The 22,658-nt window shown below is 45.9% G+C and carries 20 protein-coding genes; all 20 read left to right on the forward strand.

The window, feature by feature from the left end:
* Window positions 1–10: 10 nt before the first annotated feature.
* The 20 genes from PUW25_RS09795 to PUW25_RS09890 all read left to right on the forward strand — a co-directional run bounded on the left by PUW25_RS09795 (window position 11) and on the right by PUW25_RS09890 (window position 22,646).
* Window positions 11–964 carry a bifunctional riboflavin kinase/FAD synthetase gene (locus PUW25_RS09795; protein WP_047909675.1) on the forward strand — a complete coding sequence of 318 codons (954 nt, stop codon included), beginning with the start codon at window positions 11–13 and terminating at the stop codon, window positions 962–964.
* A 153-nt stretch (window positions 965–1,117) separates the two neighbouring features.
* The gene (gene rpsO / locus PUW25_RS09800) at window positions 1,118–1,387 is read left to right on the forward strand and encodes a 30S ribosomal protein S15 (RefSeq protein ID WP_047909674.1); all 270 of its coding nucleotides are present in this window, start codon (window positions 1,118–1,120) and stop codon (window positions 1,385–1,387) included.
* Window positions 1,388–1,582: 195 nt separating this feature from the next.
* Window positions 1,583–3,679, forward strand: coding sequence for a polyribonucleotide nucleotidyltransferase (gene pnp, locus PUW25_RS09805; protein WP_047909673.1), 2,097 nt, complete (start codon window positions 1,583–1,585; stop codon window positions 3,677–3,679).
* A 174-nt stretch (window positions 3,680–3,853) separates the two neighbouring features.
* Window positions 3,854–4,843: a polysaccharide deacetylase family protein gene (locus PUW25_RS09810; protein ID WP_047909672.1), complete on the forward strand. Its 990-nt coding sequence runs from the start codon at window positions 3,854–3,856 to the stop codon at window positions 4,841–4,843.
* A gap of 86 nt (window positions 4,844–4,929) precedes the next feature.
* Window positions 4,930–6,195: a M16 family metallopeptidase gene (locus tag PUW25_RS09815; RefSeq protein ID WP_379262899.1), complete on the forward strand. Its 1,266-nt coding sequence runs from the start codon at window positions 4,930–4,932 to the stop codon at window positions 6,193–6,195.
* Between the two features lie 4 nt (window positions 6,196–6,199).
* Window positions 6,200–6,619, forward strand: a complete 420-nt coding sequence (dut, locus tag PUW25_RS09820) for a dUTP diphosphatase (protein ID WP_420799982.1) — start codon at window positions 6,200–6,202, stop codon at window positions 6,617–6,619.
* Between the two features lie 144 nt (window positions 6,620–6,763).
* The gene (gene dpsA / locus PUW25_RS09825; protein WP_274336959.1) at window positions 6,764–7,648 is read left to right on the forward strand and encodes a dipicolinate synthase subunit DpsA; all 885 of its coding nucleotides are present in this window, start codon (window positions 6,764–6,766) and stop codon (window positions 7,646–7,648) included.
* Window positions 7,649–7,667: 19 nt separating this feature from the next.
* Window positions 7,668–8,246 carry a dipicolinate synthase subunit B gene (locus PUW25_RS09830; RefSeq protein ID WP_274336960.1) on the forward strand — a complete coding sequence of 193 codons (579 nt, stop codon included), beginning with the start codon at window positions 7,668–7,670 and terminating at the stop codon, window positions 8,244–8,246.
* Between the two features lie 153 nt (window positions 8,247–8,399).
* Window positions 8,400–9,446 carry an aspartate-semialdehyde dehydrogenase gene (locus tag PUW25_RS09835; RefSeq protein ID WP_047909667.1) on the forward strand — a complete coding sequence of 349 codons (1,047 nt, stop codon included), beginning with the start codon at window positions 8,400–8,402 and terminating at the stop codon, window positions 9,444–9,446.
* 74 nt (window positions 9,447–9,520) lie between these two features.
* Entirely contained in the window at window positions 9,521–10,738 is a 1,218-nt protein-coding gene (gene dapG, locus PUW25_RS09840) for an aspartate kinase (protein ID WP_274336961.1), read from the forward strand.
* A 24-nt stretch (window positions 10,739–10,762) separates the two neighbouring features.
* Window positions 10,763–11,650 (forward strand): 4-hydroxy-tetrahydrodipicolinate synthase, encoded by an 888-nt coding sequence (gene dapA, locus PUW25_RS09845; protein WP_338000052.1) that lies wholly within the window; start codon window positions 10,763–10,765, stop codon window positions 11,648–11,650.
* 394 nt (window positions 11,651–12,044) lie between these two features.
* Window positions 12,045–13,724 carry a ribonuclease J gene (locus PUW25_RS09850; RefSeq protein ID WP_274336963.1) on the forward strand — a complete coding sequence of 560 codons (1,680 nt, stop codon included), beginning with the start codon at window positions 12,045–12,047 and terminating at the stop codon, window positions 13,722–13,724.
* Window positions 13,725–13,962: 238 nt separating this feature from the next.
* On the forward strand, window positions 13,963–14,682 hold the full coding sequence (locus tag PUW25_RS09855; RefSeq protein ID WP_274338283.1) for a ClpP family protease: 720 nt from the start codon (window positions 13,963–13,965) through the stop codon (window positions 14,680–14,682).
* A complete protein-coding gene (locus PUW25_RS09860) occupies window positions 14,679–14,903 on the forward strand; it encodes a YlzJ-like family protein (protein WP_274336964.1) in 225 nt (74 codons plus the stop codon). Before PUW25_RS09855 ends, PUW25_RS09860 begins: the two co-directional genes overlap by 4 nt.
* Before the next feature lie 89 nt (window positions 14,904–14,992).
* Entirely contained in the window at window positions 14,993–17,641 is a 2,649-nt protein-coding gene (locus tag PUW25_RS09865; protein ID WP_274338603.1) for an FtsK/SpoIIIE family DNA translocase, read from the forward strand.
* 272 nt (window positions 17,642–17,913) lie between these two features.
* Entirely contained in the window at window positions 17,914–18,771 is an 858-nt protein-coding gene (sleB, locus tag PUW25_RS09870) for a spore cortex-lytic enzyme (protein ID WP_274336965.1), read from the forward strand.
* A gap of 176 nt (window positions 18,772–18,947) precedes the next feature.
* Window positions 18,948–20,228 (forward strand): EF-P 5-aminopentanol modification-associated protein YfmF, encoded by a 1,281-nt coding sequence (gene yfmF / locus PUW25_RS09875; RefSeq protein ID WP_274336966.1) that lies wholly within the window; start codon window positions 18,948–18,950, stop codon window positions 20,226–20,228.
* A 3-nt stretch (window positions 20,229–20,231) separates the two neighbouring features.
* On the forward strand, window positions 20,232–21,512 hold the full coding sequence (yfmH, locus tag PUW25_RS09880) for an EF-P 5-aminopentanol modification-associated protein YfmH (RefSeq protein ID WP_274336967.1): 1,281 nt from the start codon (window positions 20,232–20,234) through the stop codon (window positions 21,510–21,512).
* Window positions 21,512–22,282 (forward strand): elongation factor P 5-aminopentanone reductase, encoded by a 771-nt coding sequence (gene ymfI, locus PUW25_RS09885; protein WP_274338284.1) that lies wholly within the window; start codon window positions 21,512–21,514, stop codon window positions 22,280–22,282. Before yfmH ends, ymfI begins: the two co-directional genes overlap by 1 nt.
* 109 nt (window positions 22,283–22,391) lie before the next feature.
* Complete coding sequence (locus PUW25_RS09890; RefSeq protein WP_047909657.1) at window positions 22,392–22,646, forward strand: DUF3243 domain-containing protein; 255 nt, start codon at window positions 22,392–22,394, stop codon at window positions 22,644–22,646.
* Window positions 22,647–22,658 lie beyond the last annotated feature (12 nt).

Raw genomic sequence — 22,658 nt, forward strand, 5'->3', positions numbered from 1 at the left:
GTGAATAATTGTGATAAGAAAGATGCTATCTTTCCCGCTGGCAGAAGGTATACTGGATGAACTGTCGAAGCCGCAGGTGCTTGCGATTGGACAATTTGACGGACTCCATCACGGTCATGCCAGTGTCATACAAACCGCAGTGAATCTGTCCCGGGAGCAGGGAATACAGTCTGCTGTGCTGACATTCCATCCTCATCCGAAAGAAGTCATGCGGAAAGGGGACTACCAAGGATATCTAACCCCGCTGAAAGAGAAAGAGGCTATTCTAGAAGAGATGGACGTCGATGTCATGTACGTTCTGGAGTTCAACGAGTCGTTGTCGAATCTGTCTCCTGAACAATTCGTGAATCAATTTCTAATCAAGCTTGGTGTCCAAACCGCCGTTGTCGGCTTTGATTTTCGATTTGGCCACAAGGGCGCAGGTGATGAGAATTCACTAAGAGAACTAGGTGCGCCATCTATGAATGTGATTACGGTTCCGCCGCTCAGGCTGGATGGTGAGAAGATCAGCAGCTCGTTTATTCGAAAAGCTCTTCATGAAGGCGACATCAACGAAGTTACTCGAATGCTGGGCAGACCTTACTCTTTTACGGGAATTGTCATGGATGGAGAGAAGCGCGGTCGTACGATTGGCTTCCCGACAGCCAATGTCGAGCCTTCCGAGAATTATGTGGTCCCTCTAAAAGGGGTATACGCCGTGTGGGTGACACATGACAACAGGAGACATCCCGGAGTGATGAATATTGGGGTTAAGCCCACGTTTCATGACAACCGTACCAAGCCATCCTTTGAAGTACATTTGCTCGATTTCAGCGGCGACTTGTACGGGGAAGAGCTGAAGGTGGAGCTTATCCATTTCCTTAGAACAGAGCAGAAATTTTCTTCAATCGATGCGCTCATCGCCCAGATCAAGCAGGATTCAGTGACGGCAAGTCAGCTTCTGACCGGTGATTCTCAAAACTAGTAACAGATTAGGAAGTTTAGATTTACATGAAATAGGCAAGTATGTTATACTGAAAGACGTTGTTAATTAAACAACATAACCTTAGCTTTGGTTGAAGGGCTCTCACCGGCCGCAACGAGGCTAAAGGCGATTATACTGAAGGAGGTGAACAGGATGGCATTAACTCAAGAACGTAAACAACAATTGATCGAAGAGCACAAAACTCACGAGTCCGATACTGGATCTCCAGAGGTGCAAGTTGCTATCCTTTCGGAAAACATCAAGAACTTGACTGATCACTTGCGTACGCACAAGAAAGACCACCATTCCCGTCGCGGGCTTTTGAAAATGGTAGGTCAACGCCGTAAGCTTCTTGCTTACGTGAAGAAAAAAGACGTTAAACGTTACAGCGCTTTGATCGAGAAGCTTGGATTGCGCCGTTAATCATCGTATATCCTAACAACGACAGCCTGGTTGTCCCCGTCCTCTATGAAGAGTACGGGCTCGCAGCCGGGTTGTTTTGTAGATTGGGCTTCTTTTTTATTCATATTAGATAGTCTGATGCGTTGTTTATGAATTAGCTTTAAGCAGGTAATACTGGATATAACGATATTAATGGAGAAGATAAGGAGGGATTTCATGGAACAACGTGTTGAAATGATGCTTGGCGGCCGCAAGCTCGTCTTAGAAACTGGAAGACTTGCTAAGCAGGCAAACGCTGCTGTGACTGCACGCTATGGTGACACTGTCATTTTATGTACTGTGACTGCTTCTAGTGAACCGAAGGATTTGGATTTTTTCCCACTGACAGTCAACTATGAAGAGAGATTGTATGCTGTAGGTAAAATTCCGGGTGGATTTATTAAGAGAGAAGGCAGACCTAGCGAGAAAGCAATTCTTGCAAGCCGTCTGACGGACCGTCCAATTCGTCCGCTATTTCCGGAAGGGTTCCGTAATGATGTTCAAGTTCTGAATCTCGTCATGAGTGTGGATCAGGATTGTGAACCTGAAATTACAGCGATGATCGGTACTTCTGCCGCGCTTAGTATTTCCGATGTTCCGTTTAACGGTCCAATTGGAGGCGTTGCTGTAGGTCGTGTGAACGGCGAGTTCGTCATCAACCCTGACATTCAGCAGCAGGAAGCCAGTGACATCTATGTAGTCGTATCCGGTACGAAGGATGCTATTATGATGGTTGAAGCTGAAGCGAACGAAGTGCCTGAAGAGGTTATGCTCGAAGCGATCATGTTCGGTCATGAAGAGATCAAAAATATTGTTGCTGTCATTGAGCAGCTTGCTGCGATGGCGGGCAAAGAAAAAATGCAGGTTAAACTGCATTCTGTTGATGAAACGGTAAATAAAGAAGTACGCGACTACGCTGCAAGCCGTCTGGTTGAAGCAGTTCGTATCGAAGAGAAGCATGCAAGACAGGATGCGATTGATGCCATTAACGATGAAACGGTTGCTTTCTTTGAAGAGAAGTACATAGAAACTCCGGAGCTGCTGAAAGACGTGAAAGAAATTCTTCACGACATCGTTAAGGAAGAAGTTCGTCGTCTGATTACGCATGACAAGGTTCGCCCAGATGGACGAGCACTGGCTGAGATCCGTCCGATCGACTGCGATACAAGTCTCTTGCCTCGTACACATGGATCTGGACTGTTTACTCGTGGGCAGACTCAAGCACTTAGTGTGTGTACGCTTGGAGCGCTTGGAGATGTTCAAATTCTGGATGGTATTGATCCGGAAGAGACTAAACGCTTTATGCACCATTACAACTTCCCTCCGTTCAGCGTAGGAGAAGCAAGACCGCTTCGTCCTCCAGGTCGTCGTGAGATTGGTCATGGTGCACTTGGTGAGCGAGCTCTCTCCAAAGTGATTCCGCCAGAATCGGAATTCCCATACACGATCCGTCTTGTATCCGAAGTTATTGAATCTAACGGTTCGACTTCCCAAGCAAGTATTTGTGCATCTACGCTGGCTATGATGGATGCAGGTGTGCCGATCAAAGCACCAGTTGCTGGTGTAGCTATGGGTCTGATCAAGGATGGGGAGCATGTATCCATTCTTACCGATATTCAAGGCATGGAAGATCACCTGGGTGATATGGACTTTAAGGTTGCAGGTACAGCTGAAGGTGTAACTGCGATTCAGATGGATATTAAGATTGATGGTATCGACCGCAGCATTTTGTCTGACGCGCTTACGCAAGCTAGAGAAGGACGGATGCATATTCTGGGTAAAATGATGGAGGCCATCCAAGCACCTAGAGAGACACTGTCTCAATATGCACCTAAAATTCTGACGATGTACATTAATCCGGACAAGATCCGTGATGTGATCGGTGCAGGCGGTAAAGTAATCAACAAGATTATTGAAGAGACCGGTGTTAAGATTGACATCGAGCAAGACGGTCGTGTCTTTATTTCTTCTGCCGATCAAGAGATGAACGATAAAGCCCGCGCCATTATTGAGGGAATTGTTCGTGAAGTCGTCGTAGGCGAGATCTATGTTGGTAAAGTCAAACGTGTAGAGAAGTTTGGTGCATTTGTTGAAGTACTCCCTAACAAAGAGGGACTCGTTCACATTTCCCAGCTATCTACTGAGCGTGTTGCTAAGGTGGAAGACGTCGTTGCAGTGGGTGATTCTATCACTGTCAAAGTAACGGAGATCGATCAGCAAGGACGTATTAATCTTTCGCGCAAAGCAGTACTTACAGCTGAAACGAAAGCCTAACATATTATTGCTCTTAAAGAGAGACAGAACTCGAATTCTGGCTCTTTTTTTGATGCATGGGACTCCACATATGAAAATAGATTTTTAATCGAACGCCTTTCCGGCGTTTTTTTGTACATATTGGAACCGCCGCCGTCATAAAATGGGACAAACGAGGGGCGGGAGGTTAGACGTGTGAAGACGCAACATAAAAAATGGGCTGTCATCATCGCTAGTACGCTGGCTGTAGTTACGATTGGACAAGCCACGGGCATTACAAATCATTTTCCACTGGAGCGGAATGTAAATACAGAGGATGCTTTTGATATGTACGTCAATGCGGTCCCTGAGGATGAGCTGAAGCAGCAAATCGAGGAAAAGGCGGCAGAGCTTAAGGTACTGCCGATTGACGCCAAGGTTGATCGGGTTTGGAAGGCCATTCCTGGATATAACGGAATCGAAGTGGATGTTCAGGCGACTTACCTTCAGGCACGTTCAAATCCCAACGCAGCGTCTATCCCACTAGTCTATAAGCAAATACCACCGAAAGTGACACTGGATGACCTTGGAGCTCAGCCGATTTATCGTGGAAATCCCGAGAAGAAAATGGCTTCCTTCATGATAAACGTCGCATGGGGGAACGAGTATATCGTTCCAATACTGGATATCCTTGATGAGTATAAAGTAAAGGCGACTTTTTTTCTCGATGGAAGCTGGCTGAAGAAGAACGAGCAAATGGCCAAGGAGATACAGAAGAGAGGTCATGAACTGGAGAATCATGCCTATTCTCACCCGAACATGAGTCAGCTTACGACAGAGAGGGCTACGCTTGAAATTTCGAAGACGAAGTCACTATTAAAGGAAATGCTTGGTGTGGAGAACAAATGGTTTGCTCCTCCGTCCGGAGATTATGATCAGGAGACGGTGGAGCTCGCAAGACAGCAGGGCTTGAAGACTGTCTTGTGGACGATAGATACTGTCGACTGGAAGAAGCCGAGTCCAGATAGTGTGGTGGCCAAGATTACCAAAGGAGTAGAGCCAGGCTCTCTCATACTGATGCATCCGACCGCATCCTCAGCCGGGGCGATGCGAGGGATGATCGAAGGGATAACACAGAAAGGAATCAAGCTGGGTACGGTTAGCGATACCTTGTCCTCTGAGAGACTCGATGTGCCTGAAAGTTGAGTGCAGCCGGTTTTTTTGGTAGGATTAATGCTGTCGATCGTTAATCATATTCAAGACAAAGCAATGGAGGGCCAATCGTGAAAAAAATGATACTTAGTAATGGCCTAAGAGTGGTCATGGAGCAGATTCCGACCAGCCGATCGGTATCCTTCGGTATTTGGGTGAAGACAGGTTCTCGCAATGAGGATGATTCAATAAATGGAGTGTCACACTTTATCGAGCATATGCTGTTTAAAGGAACAGATCGCTTTGATGCGAAGGACATAGCAGAGCAGTTTGATGCCATCGGCGGCAATGTCAATGCGTTCACATCCAAGGAGTACACTTGCTATTATGCTAAAGTATTGGATGAGCATTTACCTATCGCTGTTGATGTATTGTCAGATATGTTCTTCCACTCCAAATTTGATAGTGAAGAGCTCGTTAAGGAGAAGAATGTGATCCTTGAAGAGATTTCCATGTATGAGGATACACCGGATGATATGGTGCATGATCTGATCTCCCTGGCTGCTTATGGAGAGCATCCTTTAGCTTATCCGATATTAGGTACGGAAGAGAAGCTGAGCACGATGAACGAGTTCAGCCTGCGCTCCTATATGAACGAGCAGTACACGATCGAGAACACCGTCATTAGTTTAGCTGGAAACATTGACGAAGACAGCACGATCGAGCTGCTTGAGAAGTACTTTGGTTCATTTAATGTACATAGTCCGGCAAATCGGTCTGGTATTAAGGCTCCTGATTTCAAAGGTAATCTGCTGTTTCACAAAAAGAAAACAGAGCAGAATCATATTTGTCTGGCCTTTCCCGGATGTTCGATCCATGATGACAAGCAGTACGCCATGGTGCTCATTAACAATGCCATCGGCGGCGGAATGAGTTCGCGGCTGTTTCAAGAGATTCGGGAGAAGCGCGGGCTTGCTTACTCCGTATATTCGTATCATAGTGCTCATGCAGATAGTGGGCTATTCACGATCTATGCGGGTACAGCACCTAAGCAAACGAAGGAAGTCATGGACCTGACAAGTGGAATTTTGCAGGATCTGGCTGAGAATGGACTTACTGAGGATGAGCTGCGCAAAGGGAAGGAACAGCTGAAAGGCAGTCTTATTTTAAGTCTGGAAGGTACCGGAAGCCGTATGAATCGAAACGGTAAGAATGAACTGATGGTAGGTAAGCATCAAACACTTGATGAGATTATCGCCAAAATTGAACGGGTTACAATGGATGATGTGAATGCTGTACTTGATCGAATGTTCGCACAGCCGTATGCGCTTGCTATGGTAGGAGCCTCAGATCGTGCGATTGCATCACTTAGGAGGGACGATTTTGTCAATACACGTACAAATTAAAAAAATGCCTGGAACCGAGGACATTCCGCTTCCGATGCAAATGTCTGAGCTGGCTGCCGGGTTTGATTTATATGCCGCAGTTGATGCGGAGACGGTGCTGAAGCCGGGAGAAAGAGCATTAATTCCTACGGGATTTGCGATGGCGATTCCTGCAGGCTACGAAGCACAGATTCGTCCTAGAAGCGGGCTGGCCTTCAAGCACGGGATAACTTGTCTTAACACACCTGGAACAATTGATGCTGATTATCGGGGAGAAGTGAAGGTTCTTCTTATCAATCTTGGTAATGAGCCCTTCGTGATTGCGCGTGGAGAAAGAGTAGCTCAAATGGTCATTCAGGCCGTGCCTCAAGTTATCATTGCAGAGGTTTCCGAGCTGTCTGAAACGGTGCGCGGTGCAGGCGGATTTGGTCATACAGGTAAATAAAATAAAGTAAATTGCGCAGCCGCTCTTTCTGAGAGCGGCTTTTTTATATTTGAGGATTTTACAAAATCCTGGCTTTCGAATCACCAGGGCAAACTTCACGGCATAAGATGACAGCGTAAAGTCGTGGAAAGGAGTGACATCCTGATGTTGACCGGATTACGGATCGTCGTTCTAGGCGGAGATGCACGTCAGTTAGAGGTCATTCGTCGCTGCGCTGAGCTTGATGCGTCAGTTAGTATTGTTGGTTTTGATACTCTCCAGCAGATCCCTGATGGAGCGGTAAAGGAAGAACTGAGTGAGCATCTCCTCACTTCAGCAGATGTTGTCATACTGCCCGTAGTTGGCTGTGATGATGAGGGGTATATCCAAGCAAAATATGCGACAGAGGGAACCGTTCTTCAATTAACACCTGAACTGGCAGGAGCACTTCCTGTACATAGTTCGGTCTATACAGGAATAGCGAAGCCGTATTTGAAGGAGCTGTGCAGTAATCATAATCTACGTCTGGTAGAACTGCTAGAACGGGATGATGTCGCCATTCATAATTCAATTCCAACAGCAGAAGGCGCGATCATGATTGCGATTCAGAATACAGATTTTACGATTCACAATTCGGTAGCTCTGGTGCTGGGTATGGGACGTACGGGATTTACCATGGCTAAAACATTGCAGGGACTCGGTGCCGATGTAAGGGTGAGCGTAAGACGTGAGGAAGATGCAGCCAAAGCGTCGGTGATGGGCCTAAAGCCTTTCCTGACAAGGGATTTAGCGAATTATGCCGGGGAGGCCGACTTGATTTTTAATACGATACCGTCTATGATTATCACAGCACAAATCCTGTCCAAAATGAAACCTAAATCGTTTATTATTGATCTGGCCTCAGCGCCTGGAGGGACCGATTTCCGTTATGCGGAGAAGCGCGGAATCAAAGCGATGCTCGCTCCCGGGCTCCCTGGCATTGTTGCTCCCAAAACAGCTGGTGAGATTATCGCAAATTCGATCGTCAGTTTGCTGCTTTGTGATCAATAATGAACGGAGGAATCAGGTTATGAATTGGCAGGGAAAAACGGTTGGTTATGCGATTACAGGTTCACATTGTACTTTTGAAGAGGTCATGCCGGTCATTAAGCGGTTTAAAGACGAAGGTGCCGATGTCGTGCCTATTATATCAAATTCGGTGCTGACAACGGATACCCGGTTCGGAACGTCCGAAAGTTGGCGAAAACAGTTGAAAGATATAACAGGTAATGATATCATTTCTTCAATTGTTGAAGCCGAGCCTCTGGGACCGTCCAAAAGGCTTGATGTATTGGTCATTGCTCCATGTACAGGAAATACGACCAGCAAGCTTGCTAACGCGATGACGGATAGCCCAGTGCTGATGGCTGCCAAATCTCAAATGCGCAATCAGCGCCCGGTCGTTCTTGCAATCTCAACAAATGATGGACTTGGTTTGAATGCAGCGAATATTGCTAAATTACTTGTTGCCAAATATATTTATTTTGTGCCATTTGGCCAGGATAATCCACAAGCGAAACCAAATTCGCTCGTCGCTAAGATGCATTTGATCCCTGAAGCAGCTTATGCAGCACTTGAAGGAAGACAAATGCAGCCAATTCTTATGTGAAGCGACTAGCGTTATGTTAATTCACTTCACGAACGAGAGGTATCGCAAGATGCCTTTTTCGGGGTGTAAATATACCGGGAAATCCGGCTGATGAAGAAAGAGTCATAATATATCACTTTCGTTTGTCAGTAATCAAAGGGGAGATACACTATAATGAGCAATCAGAAGTTTAATGTGGCTGTTGTGGGTGCGACGGGAGCAGTAGGAGAACAAATTATCGGTCTACTCGAGAAGAGAGATTTTCCGATTAATAAGCTTAAGCTGTTGTCTTCCAAGCGCTCTGCTGGCTCCACGATTAACTTTAGAGGCCAAGACATTACAGTAGAAGAAGCAACCCCTGAAAGTTTTGAAGGAATCGAAATTGCACTCTTTAGTGCGGGCGGTGATGTAAGTAAGGAGCTTGCTCCTCATGCTGTTCGTCATGGTGCAGTTTGTATCGATAACACCAATGCTTTCCGTATGGATGAGAATACACCGCTGGTTGTACCTGAAGTTAACCAAGAGAAGATCAGCGAGCATAACGGCATTATTGCAAATCCGAACTGCTCCACAATTCAAATGGTAGCCGCGCTTAAGCCGCTGTATGACCGCTATGGTATTTCTAAGATTATTGTATCCACTTACCAAGCTGTATCGGGTGCCGGCAGCCGTGCCATTGATGAGATGCTTCGTCAATCGAAGGCTGTATTATCCGGTGAAGAGGTTAATCCTGACATTCTTCCGGTAGGATCGCTCCCAGTGAAGCATCAAATTGCTTTTAACGCGATTCCACAAATTGATAAGTTCCAAGATAACGGCTACACATTAGAGGAAATGAAAATGGTTCGTGAAACCAAAAAAATCTTGTCGGATGATACACTTGGGGTTACAGCAACATGTGTACGTATCCCCGTTATTTATGGTCACTCCGAATCCGTATATGTAGAGCTTAAAGAAAATTATGATCTAGAAGAAGTAAAAGCACTGCTGGCCGAAGCTCCTGGAGTCACTCTAGTAGATGACCCGGCGAATCAGCAGTATCCGCTTGCGACAGATGCAGCTGGCAAACCAGATGTGTTTGTAGGCCGTCTGCGTCGCGACTTGGGGAATGAAAAAGGACTGAATATGTGGATTGTATCGGATAATCTTCAAAAAGGCGCTGCATGGAACGCTGTGCAAATCGCCGAAATTATCGCATCTGAACGCTTAAGCAACGCCTAAGTTTACATTCCATTTGTTTTGCGTACTTTCTTTCAGCTTAAGTCTTCTTGATATACAAATGGAGGAATACATGCATGGGTATTTTAGTGCAAAAATTCGGGGGAACATCCCTGTCAACACCGGCGGCACGTGAACGTGTTATCGGTCATATGAAACGTGAAATTGCTGCCGGACATTCGCTTGTAGTGGTCGTCTCTGCGATGGGTCGCAGAGGCGAGCCATATGCTACGGATACACTTCTGGACTGGGTTGTTCAGAATGGAAATGCGCTGCCGGCGCGTGAAAAAGATATTCTGCTGTCCTGTGGTGAGCTGATTTCAGCAGCTACGCTCACTAGCCTGGTTGAGCATGAAGGAATAACAGCAACCGTACTGACAGGTGGTCAGGCTGGCATTTTAACTGACGATCAGTTTGGCAATGCGCGGATTCTTGCTGTGAAGCCGGAACGCATTCTGGAAGAACTGAAGACACATCAAGTAGTCATTGTGGCTGGATTCCAGGGCGCTGACGAAAAAGGTGACATAACAACGCTTGGCCGTGGAGGCAGTGATACTTCAGCTACAGCACTTGGTGCCGCACTGCGCGCTGATATGGTTGATATCTATACGGATGTGGATGGGATTCTTACCGCAGACCCGAGAATTGTTGAAGACGCGAAGCCGCTTCTCTATGTTGGCTATGCAGAGATCAGCAATATGGCTCACCAAGGTGCGAAGGTCATCCATCCTCGTGCAGTGGAGATCGCGATGCAGGCACAGATTCCTGTGCGTGTTAGATCGACATTCGGTGATGGGGAAGGGACGTTGATTACGCATCCTGAAGGGATTAAAGATGTACAGTCAGGAATTGTAGACCGATTCGTCACTGGAATTGCCTATGTGAATAATGTCACGCAAATTATGGTAGAGGCAGACAAAGAAGTTGGTAAACTTCAGCTGAAGGTATTCAAAGCGATGGCTGAGAATGGAATCAGTGTTGATTTTATTAATGTATCACCTTCTGGAGCTGTTTATACTGTGTTTGATCATGACTCGGAGAAGGCAATTCGTATTCTTCAAGATATGGATCTTAAGCCAAGAAGCTTGTCAGGCTGCGCTAAGGTCTCTGTCATTGGTGGAGGAATTAATGGGGTTCCTGGAATTATGGCTAGAATTGTAGAATCACTCGCAGAGGCAGATATCGAGATATTGCAGTCAGCGGACTCCAATACAACGATTTGGGTACTTGTCAAGAAGGAAGATATGGTGGGAGCGCTTCGTGCACTTCATTCCAAATTTGAACTTCATCGCTAGAGACGAGAGTGCAAGGAGGATACAATCGTGGAATTCGGAAGACTTATAACAGCAATGGTTACCCCTTTTAACGATGAAGGCAGTATCCATTGGGAAGAAACCTCCAGACTAATCGATTACTTAATTGATGTTCAACAAACCGATACACTGGTTATTGCAGGCACAACAGGTGAATCACCAACATTAACCGACGCTGAAAAAGTGCAGCTGTTTGAATTTGTTGTTAAGCATGCGGCAGGGCGGGCCAAGATAATCGCCGGTACAGGCAGCAACAGCACGCACCATTCGATCCAGCTTACCCGTGAGGCGGAGAAAGCCGGTGTAGATGGAGTGCTCTTGGTTGTTCCTTATTACAACAAACCGAACCAAGAAGGGATGTACCAGCATTTTTCTGCAATCGCAAAGGCGACCTCCCTTCCTGTAATGCTGTATAACGTACCTGGACGAACAGGAGCCTGCTTGTCTGTGGAGACAACACTTCGGCTTGCAGCGATCGATAATATTGTGGCAACTAAGGAATGTGCATCCATTGAACAGGTGGCACAGATTTCAGGAGTTGCACCTGAAGGCTTCAAAGTCTATTCAGGTGATGATTCATCAGTGCTTCCGGCACTAGCTGTGGGTGGATACGGTATTGTTAGTGTAGCCGGTCATATCGTAGGTGCGTCAATGAAGGAAATGATTCATGCCTATGTTAATGGTGATGTTTCGAAGGCAGCTTCGATCAATCATAGATTATTACCTGTCTTCAAGGGCTTATTTGAAGCGCCTCATCCGGTCCCTAATCCGGTCGCAGTCAAATATGCGCTTACACTGAGAGGTTATTCAGTAGGCACCGTTAGACTGCCTCTGGTACCTCCGACGGAGCAGGAGAAAGAATTTATCCGTCAATTAATCGGCACCATTTCTTAGTTCATTTAACTTCGAACTAATTTGGATTATGTATTGTCAAACCCTCGTGCTCAAAGATTGAGTACGAGGGTTTTTTGTATGGAACAGACATGTTCTTTGAGCGGTAACCAAGGGGCTCAATATACTTAAGATGCGCTGTTTAAGGAAGAGGAGCTAGTTTGTTTTTATATGAAATGGAGAAACTAAACCTTACAAAACGTGACTGACTTGTTTTTTCAGTTTTTAATCATGTATAATGATGTCAAGTGACTGGGTGCGGTATATTTTTGAAATAGATTGTTTAACAGCAAAGTGTGTGGGAACTTCGGCTGAGAAGCTATAGGTTTCTTTGAATAAAATAATAATAATATCATTAAGGTACGACGTCCAACTACCATAGGAGGTTCAGATTCTTTTGTCAAAAAAAAATAACAACGATAAATTGATGATTTTCGCATTGGGCGGCGTCGGTGAAATCGGTAAGAACATGTATGTTGTTCAGTACGGTAATGACATTGTAGTCGTAGATGCGGGTTTAAAATTCCCAGAAGAGGATATGCTTGGCATTGATATCGTCATTCCAGATATTTCCTATCTAACTGAAAATCGAGATAAAGTAAAAGGGATTGTACTGACACACGGCCATGAAGACCATATTGGCGGATTGCCTTATGTACTCAAACATCTAAATGTACCAGTATATGGAACCAAACTAACACTCGGACTTGTAGAAAATAAGCTGAAGGAAGCTAATTTGCTTGGCGAAACGAAGCGCATTCTCATTAACGAGGATTCTGAAATACAGCTTGGCAACAGCCTTAAGGTTAATTTCTTCAAGACAAACCACAGTATTCCTGATTCTGTAGGTGTGTGCGTCGAGACTCCAGAAGGTGTCGTCGTTCATACGGGAGACTTCAAATTTGATCATACTCCAGTCAATGGTCAGTATGCAGATCTTCAGCGTATGGCAGAAATCGGTTCCAAAGGTGTACTGGCATTGTTATCAGACAGCACAAATGCAGAGAAGCCAGGATTTACCCCTTCCGAGAAAAATGTGGGTGTCGTTATGGAGGATATTTTCCGTAAGGCAAGCCAGCGTGTCGTTGTTGCGACATTCGCATCCAACGTGCACCGGATCCAGCAAGTCATTAACGCTGCTGAAACCACAGGACGCAAAGTAACCGTAATCGGCAGAAGCATGGTAAATGTAGTGAGTATTGCATCCGATCTTGGTTATCTCGATATTCCTGACGGCATGATTATTGAGCCGGAAGAAGTAGGCAAGATGGCAGCAGATCGTGTTGTGATCTTGTGCACAGGCTCCCAAGGAGAACCGATGTCTGCGCTTACTCGCATGGCTCGCTCAACTCACCGCAAAGTGGATATCCTGCCAGGAGACACTGTTATCATTGCGGCAACGCCGGTTCCAGGTAACGAGAAATACGTAGGGCGCACAATTGACGAGTTGTTTAGACTTGGAGCTGAGGTTCACTACAGCGGAGCTAACTCTGGCGTACACGTTTCCGGTCACGGCAGCCAAGAGGAATTGAAGCTCATGCTGAATCTAATGAAACCGAAATATTTCATTCCGATTCACGGTGAGTTCAGAATGCAGCGTCGTCATGCATTGCTGGCAGAGTCTGTAGGCATTGATTCAGACAACATCTTCATTACCGATGTTGGTGAAGTGGTTGAGATTCAAGGTGGAGCTGCTCGCAGAGCGGGCAAGGTATCTTCCGGTAATGTATTAATCGATGGACTCGGAGTAGGCGATGTAGGAAATATCGTACTGCGCGATCGCAAGCTGCTCTCACAAGACGGAATTCTTGTTGTCGTCGTTACGCTTAGCAAGCAGGATGGTAAGATCGTTTCCGGTCCTGACATCATTTCCAGAGGATTCGTGTATGTTCGTGAATCCGAGGGCTTGTTGGATGAAGCGAATCGAATTGTAACAAGTACACTTCAGAAGCTTATGAGTGAGAATGTCAATGAATGGGCATCACTCAAAACCAATGTCAAAGACGCGCTCGGACGTTTCTTGTATGAGCAAACGCGCCGTCGCCCTATGATCTTGCCAATCATTATGGAAGTATAGTAAACCAATAACTTCAAACGAAGGCACACAGTCGCCTCTTCTAAGCTGACAGGTAATATTGGACGGTTCCCTGTTAGCAAGGAAGAGGCTTTTTCGTGTCTTTTCATGTGTATAAGATTCATTGTGGAATTGTCATACTAACCCAGATATTGAAGACAAAACTTTCAAAGGAAGTGTTGATGTGACAAATCCGTTAATCGGCAAAGATAAAGACGAAGACGCAAAGAACGAAACGCCTATGTTGCCACCAGAGCAGCAGTCCAAGCCTAATCCTGTTGTAAATACGATTCAAGAGCTGGGACAGACTACAGTTCCTTCCGGGGAATCTAATATCTTCTGCATGACAATTATCGGTCAAATCGAAGGGCATCTTATCTTGCCTCCCCAAAATAAAACAACAAAATATGAGCATCTCATTCCACAGCTGGTTGCGGCAGAGCAAAATCCACGAATTGAAGGCATTCTAATTATATTGAATACGGTCGGCGGTGATGTGGAAGCAGGACTTGCAATCGCAGAAATGATTGCTTCCATGTCCAAGCCAACGGTTACTGTTGTTATCGGCGGTGGCCATAGTATCGGGGTGCCTATAGCTGTCAGCAGTACCTATTCCATTATTGCGGAGAGCGCCACAATGACCATTCACCCGGTGCGCATGAACGGTTTGTTTATTGGAGTGCCACAAACCTTCGAGTACATTGAGAAGATGCAGGAGCGGGTTGTGCGATTTGTCACTTCTCACTCCCGTATTTCAGAGGAGCATTTCAAAGAACTGATGTTTAAACAAGGGGAATTAAACAGGGATATCGGTACAGCGGTAGGAGGAAATGATGCGGTTCAATATGGTCTGATGGATGCAGTAGGTGGAATAGGTGAGGCCATTGCTGAGCTGAATAAGCTGATCCTGTCGAGAAAGGATATGAGGGCTGCCGCTTCTCCTGGAGGGATGACACAATGACCCTTTATACGATCATGTCTGGTGAGCAGATTTTTGAAGGAATGTGGAAAGAACAGCCTCCATTATTAGAAATGCAGATCGAAGGCCGATTGTTGCAGATCATGCCTGTTAACGAAAGGTCGGGGATCATCGTAAGGCTGATCAATGGCAGCTTGTATGATTATCTGGATTCCGCTTATGCGCCAGGGCGTGAAATTTCGCTTAACTCTGCTCAAAGTTAAACATACGTCCTAGTGGTCGAGATTCGACGAAAAAGAACATATGTGCGGATGTAGACTTATGGTATAATATTCTTCTGGAGGTGACCTTTTTGGCCAGAAGAAAGAAAAAGAAAAAGAGAGCAGCCCTTGGCGGGGTTCTTAAATATGAGATTTATGGGATCATATTGATTACCCTGTCGGTTATCGCTCTATCGGGTGAAGCCACTGTAGGACGATCCTTGTCCAAAATGTTTGGACTTCTGCTCGGCAAGTTTTACTTCATCATCCCCTTAATTGGTATCTATTACGGATTAATGGTGATGATTCATCGTAAATGGCCATCAGGGTGGAATCATCGTAAAAGTGGAGTTCTATTGTTAGTTCTTGCATTGACGTTAATGAGCACAATATCGGCCATGGAGCAGAAGCTGAGTCCTATAGGTGAATTGAATCCTGGCGGTGTGATGTCTCAAATACATATCGATTTGCAGACAGAGCTGTTAAGGCCTGCTGAAGCGAGCAATACTTCGATGCTTGGTAAAGACATCAGCGGCGGATACACAGGTGCAGTGGAATATGCAGCACTGCTATGGCTGTTCGGAAGCATGGGTGCGAATCTCATGATGATTGTCATGTTCATCATCAGCTTCATGCTGATAACGAACCTATCCTATGTCGATCTGATTCGTATATTCAGAACGCGGGTTCTCCGTGCAGGGAAATCACTGATTCAGAGCTGGAGCTCGTCCAAGAAGACAGCGGTACGTCACAAAACGAAGCAAACGAAACAGAAGACGAGGGCTGTTCCAGCTCATGAGGAAGTGGAGGATGAAGAGGAGGAGTTCATATCTCCTTCCCGAAAAAAGGTTCCTTTGTTATTCCAATTGTTTGGACAAGGAACCGGCACGAAGAACAATGCCAATGCTCCCTTGTCAGCTCATGATGATGAGGAGGAGCTTGATGGAGAAGGGGCAATTATATACGGTGAATCTACAGCTCCTGCCAGCCGCTCTCAGCAAGTGTGGCATGAGGATGCGTCGGACAATGATCAAGATCTGACTCCTCAGTTAGATCGAACAAGCCCTCAATCGCCTATCATTCGAGATTTCTTCGAAAATGTGCGCAGTGAAGGTTCTGTATTAGAGGAGGACCTGGATGATGCTTATGAGGCGAAGGACTCTGGGCATGGAGAGATCCCATTTAGTGAGGAATTGATGACGGATGCAGCTGAAGGCCATGCGGAATCGATAAGTGATAGTGGGAATGAACACTTGAATTCTATTCCGTCAGCAGCAGGAGAAGCGGGCGCACAGAAACCTCCTGCTAAGCCGCCGAAGCCATACAAGCTGCCCCCTTTTCGACTGCTTGCTAAACCAAATGGCAGCGGTAAGGGCGGAGATCAGAACGATTACAAGCAGACAGCGAGGAAGCTGGAAGCGACGCTGGAGAGCTTTGGTGTCAGAGCCAAAGTGCTTGAGGTTGTTCGAGGTCCGGCTGTGACAAGATATGAGATTCAGCCGGATATCGGTGTTAAAGTCAGCCGGATCGTCAGCTTGACAGATGATATCGCGCTCGCACTCGCAGCCAAGGACATTCGGATGGAGGCACCGATCCCGGGTAAATCGGCAATAGGTATTGAAGTGCCTAACAGTGAAGTATCTGTAGTCACGATGCGGGAAGTCATGGAGACGTCTACTTTCCAGGATGCTGAATCGAAATTGTCGATTGCTTTTGGCAGAGACATCTCAGGACAGACGATTGTTGGAAACCTGGCCCGAATGCCCCACTTGCTTGTCGCTGGTGCAACCGGTTCAGGTAAATCGGTATGTATTAACGGAATCATTACGAGTATTTTGTATAAGGCCAAGCCTACGGAAGTGAAGTTTCTCATGGTCGATCCGAAGATGGTGGAGCTAAATGTGTACAATGGCATTCCCCATTTGCTTGCACCTGTCGTCACCGATCCTAAACGCGCTTCTCTCGCACTGAAGAAGATTGTTGTCGAGATGGAGAAACGTTATGAACTCTTCTCAAAGTCGGGTACACGTAATGTCGAAGGGTATAACAATCTGATGAAGGACAACCCTGATGCTGTGCTGCCTTACATCGTCGTGATTGTCGATGAGCTTGCAGATCTCATGATGGTTGCCGCTAATGATGTAGAGGATGCCATTGCACGACTTGCACAGATGGCTCGTGCAGCAGGTATACACCTGATTATAGCTACGCAAAGGCCATCTGTTGATGTCATCACGGGTGTGATCAAGGCCAATATTCCTTCGCGCATCGCTTTCGGTGTATCCTCTCAAGTCGACTCAAGAACCATTCTTGATATGGGCGGAGCCGAGAAGCTGCTTGGACGAGGAGATATGCTGTTTATGCCTATGGGCTCTTCTAAGCCGGTTCGAGTTCAGGGTGCATTTATGAGCGATCATGAGGTGGAGAACATCGTAAGCTATGTCAGCAATCAGGCTGACGCAGAATACGACGAATCGCTTGTACCAGAGATCGATGATTCGGTTCAACAGGCAGATGAAGTACAGGATGAATTATATGAGCAGGCTGTCCAAATCATTCTAGAAGCTAAGCAAGCATCGGTTTCCTTACTGCAGCGTCGAATGAGGGTAGGCTACACGCGTGCTGCCAGACTAATCGACTCGATGGAGGCCAGAGGGATTATCGGACCTTACGAAGGCAGCAAGCCGAGGGAAGTCCTTGTATCGCTAGAGCAATACCAAGCTAACAAAATCAGCTCATAAATGAATCAGATGATGCCTACTCAGCAATGTTTGGATTAGTGCAGGACCTCTTACTCTTTAACTAGGGTTAAGAGGTCTTTTGTTATATAGAACGAAAATGAGGAGATTACGATTACCAGCCTTTTACAAGTTCTCGATATCTATGGTTAGTGCATAGGAACAATAACTGCTAAACATAATAATTGTAGCCATCGAATCAATTTCATAAATCATGAAAAGGTAAAATGAAATTGATTTCTCAAGAGAACATTAAAGAAAGGTAGATCCTACTCATGCGAAAAATCAATCTATGGATTCTTGCCGGCATCATCTTGATCTCAGCGACTTCATATCGTGTTCTGCTAAAGACAGATCATTATGAAGTGTCGCAAGCTGAATCCAGTATCGAGCAACAACCGCAGGAAGCCGAGGCTATTCCTACGTTTAGTCAGAATGAAGTCAGATATGGCTCGTCCGGAAAGGATGTATATGAACTTCAGGGCCGCCTCAAATATTTAGGTTATTACTATGGTAAAGTAGACAGCGATTTCGGTGCAAAAACGTTGGGCTCGGTGAAATGGTTCCAATCCGAATTCGGAATGAAGGCGGATGGAATCGTTGGAGCCAGTACGAAGCTGAAGCTGTATAACGCAACGAAGGATTGGCGTCCAACTGAACCAGGCCCAGGGTTAGCATACTCTGGGGGTGGAGGTCAAGGCGGAGGAAAAAACACAGGTCAAGGAAATAAAACAGGTGACAATGATGACAGCATGGGCAGCAACAACTCACTCGGCTTAACCGAGAATGAGATCAAGCTGATGGCGAATGCCGTATACGGAGAGGCTCGCGGTGAGCCTTTTGAAGGACAAGTCGCGGTGGCTGCGGTTATATTGAACCGGGTGAAGGCTCCTCAATTTCCAGATACACCATCAGGCGTCATCTTCGAGCCGAGAGCTTTTACTGCTGTTGCTGACGGACAAATTTGGCTTGAACCAAATGAACAAGCTAGAAAAGCAGTATTACAAGCCATTGACGGCTGGGATCCAACTGGAGGCTGCTTATATTACTTCAATCCTAGAACAGCGACCTCACCTTGGATATGGACACGTGAGCAAGTGAAAACAATTGGTCAGCATATATTCTGTTTGTAAGTTATAGAATGGGGATGACTGGGGCGAATAGCATATAAGCCTACCTTCATGCCAACTAACTTACATGCTCACTCTGGCAATCGGCGGCACGTCCTCCGGTTGCTTCTGTGCTTTTAGATAGGTTAGAATGATGAGATATAAGTAAATTATGACAAACGAAAAAGGGGTTTTGGAACTTGACTAAAGCAGGATTTGAACGTGGCAGTAATCAGCATATTCGCATACACGTGCTGCCTACCAAGCGTTTTAAGACGTTTGCCATATCCCTCTACGTAGGGACACCTCTTAAAGAAAATACAGTTACCAGCACAGCGCTTATTCCCTTTGTGCTTCGCAGAGGCACCGAATCCTATCCGGAGACAATTCAGTTCCGTGAGCAGCTTGAGGAGCTGTATGGGGCAGGTTTTGGTTTTGATGTATATAAACGAGGGGATCATCAAATTATCCAATTCCGAATGGATACCATTAATGACTCCTTTGTGCAGAGCAGCGAAAGCTTGCTGGATCGTTCGTTCTCCTTCTTGGGTGAGGTTGTGACAAGTCCAGCCAAAGAAAATGGAAAGTTTCGCTCTTCTTATGTTCAAGCCGAACGAGAAACGGTCCGCAAGCGACTCGAATCCATCGTGAATGACAAGATGAGATATGCAGCTGAACGCTGTATTGAAGAGATGTGCAAGAATGAACCTTACCGGCTGCATCCACTGGGTGAACGCTCAGAGCTGGATCAGATTAATGCGGCTACGCTATATTCTTCATACGAAGAATGGATTAATAATGCTGGAATGGACTTGTACGTTGTCGGGGATACCACGCTCGAAGAGGTAGAGGGCCTTGTTCAGAAATACTTCCATTTGAATCGGGATCATTCATTGGAGTACAAGACGGAAGCAGGTCATCATGATCGCCGTGATGTTCAGACCGTGGTGGAAAAATTGAATGTAAGCCAGGGCAAGCTGAATATGGGCCTGCGAACCTCGATCACATATGGGGATGACCAATACGCTTCAGCATTAACTTATAACGGAATATTGGGTGGTTATCCACATTCCAAGCTCTTCGTAAATGTTCGTGAGAAGCACAGCTTGGCGTATTATGCATCCTCTAGATATGACGGTCACAAGGGGATTGCAACTATTCAGTCAGGGATTGAAATTCCGAATTATGAAAAAGCAGTCGAGATCATTCATCAGCAGCTTGCTGATCTGAAGGCAGGCGTCATCAGTGATCTGGAGCTGAATCAGACCAAGGCAATGATTCGTAATTTGCTGAAGGAGATTCAGGATTCTGCGTTTGAGATGATCTCGTATGATTTCAATCGGGTGTTATCCGGTAAGGAGCGTACGACGCAGGAGCTGCTGGAACAGATCGAAGCGTTATCCAAATCAGATATCCAGAAGGCAGCGGATACGTTTGAGCTGGATACGATTTATTTCTTGAGAGATCAAAAGGGGGAATGACCGTTGGAGAGCATACGGTATGAACACCTGCAGGAAACTTTGTATTATGAAGTGATGGACAACGGACTCTCCGTATATGTACTGCCGAAGCCGGGCTTCGAGAAGACCTATGCTACGTTTGCGACAAAGTTTGGGTCCGTAGATAATCACTTTAAAGTAGAGGGTAAACAGGAGCAGCGCGTTCCAGATGGGATTGCCCATTTTTTGGAGCATAAAATGTTTGAAGAGCCGGAAGGCGATATTTTTGCTACTTTTGCTTCGAATGGAGCTTCCGCCAATGCCTTTACGAGCTTTGATCAAACCGTATACCTGTTCTCGGCTACGGAGAATGTCACTAAAAATATCGAAACGTTGATTAATTTTGTGCAAAATCCGTACTTCACAGATCAGAATGTAAACAAGGAAAAAGGGATTATTGGTCAGGAAATTAACATGTATCAGGATAATCCAGACTGGCGAGTTTATTTTGGATTAATTGAGGCTATGTTCCAGAAGCACCCGGTTCGGATCGACATTGCGGGAACGGTTGAATCCATCAGCACCATTACTAAGGAAACGTTGTACGATTGCTACAATGCATTTTATCATCCGAGCAACATGCTGTTATTTGTGGTAGGCGGTGTGGATGCAGGTGAAGTGATGGACCTTGTGAGAAATAATCAAGCAGGCAAAAATTATGACAAGCAAGGAAGAATTGAGCGCCTGTTTGAACAAGAACCAACTGAAGTGGGAGAGAAGCGGCGTGAAGCAAGACTGGCGGTTTCACTTCCTAAGTGTTTATTCGGCTTCAAGGAGGATACAAAGGGGCTGCAAGGAGAAGAGCTTCTGCGTGAAGATCTAACAACGAGATTGATGATGGATTTGTTGTTTGGCTCAAGTACAGAGCTGTATCAGAAGCTGTACGATGAAGATTTAATATCTGACGGCTTTGGTCATGAGTATAACAGCTCACCGCAGTATCGATTCTCTGCCATCGGCGGTGACACCAAGGATCCGGATCTGCTGCTCTCCCGAGTGCGTGCGGAAGTCGAGGAGATCCAGAAGAGCGGCTTTGATGCAGCTCATTTTGAACGCACACGCAAAAAGAAAATGGGCGGTTACCTTCGAATGCTGAATTCACCCGAGAGTATTGCACATGAATTTACCCGTTATCAGTTTAGAGGCGGAGACTTATTCAACGTGCTGCCGATATATGAGTCGATTACACTGGAGGATGTCAACAGACGTCTTAAAGAGCATGTGAATTGGGAACAGTTAGCCGTATCATTGGTGGTGAGTCCTTAATGGAGAGAGAAGCCGGATCCTTCATGAAGCCTATTCTGGAGACTACGGTTCTGGTTACAGGAGCAAGCAGGGGAATTGGAGCATCCATAGCAGAACGATTTGCAAGCATTGGTATGAACGTGGTCATTCACTACATGAACTCACACGAGGCCGCGAATGAAGTGGCGAGACGCTGCATGGATCACGGCGGCAGAATCATGACTGTATCTGCTGATTTGCGGAGCAAGGAACAGATCGAAAGAATGTATGAGAAGCTTAAAGCACATAGCATGCTGCCCGATATTCTAGTGAACAATGCGGGAGTGAGTCATTATGGCTTGCTGAGCGATGTGTCTGAAGAAGAATGGGACGCGGTTATGGCGCTGAATTTAAAGGGTGTGTTTTTGTGTACCCAAATGTTTATGCCGCACATGATATCGCAGCGTTATGGACGCATTATCAATGTTTCTTCGATATGGGGAATCTCGGGTGCCTCCTGTGAGGTGCTCTATTCAACAACCAAGGGCGGCATCAATGCCTTCACCAAAGCACTTGCCAAGGAGCTTGCTCCTTCAGGCGTTACCGTTAATGCTGTTGCCCCAGGTGCTGTGGAGACTGAAATGATGCAGTCGTTTGATGCGGATGAGATCAAATCGATCGAAGAGGAGATTCCAGCAGGCAGACTGGCAAAACCGGATGAAATCTCTTCGCTGGTTTACTTCCTGGCACTGCCGGAGTCGGGCTACATTAATGGTCAGATCATATCGCCGAATGGCGGCTGGCTGACATAACACGGTTGCACTGTTGTATAAACTAACCAGTATATAAGGAACTTCATCTGCTCATATTAACTACTGCCCACTTTTAAATCTCATGCTTTGTGCAAAGGAGGATTTAATAATGTCAACAGTAGTGAGTAACTATGATGCATGGAAGAAGTTTCTAGGTGAGCGTGTCGTGCAAGCCGAAAAATTGGGGATGAGCCAGGATGTAATTAACAAATTGGCTTATGAGATTGGTGATTTCCTTGATGAGAAAGTCGATCCTGCTAACCAATCCAACCGCGCATTAAAAGAACTGTGGGATGTGGGCGATGATGAAGAACGTCGCACCATCGCAAAACTTATGGTCAAATTGGCCAAGAAAAATGCATAACTCATGCATAGG

It is taken from the genome of Paenibacillus urinalis (genome assembly GCF_028747985.1).
Classification (GTDB): domain Bacteria; phylum Bacillota; class Bacilli; order Paenibacillales; family Paenibacillaceae; genus Paenibacillus; species Paenibacillus urinalis.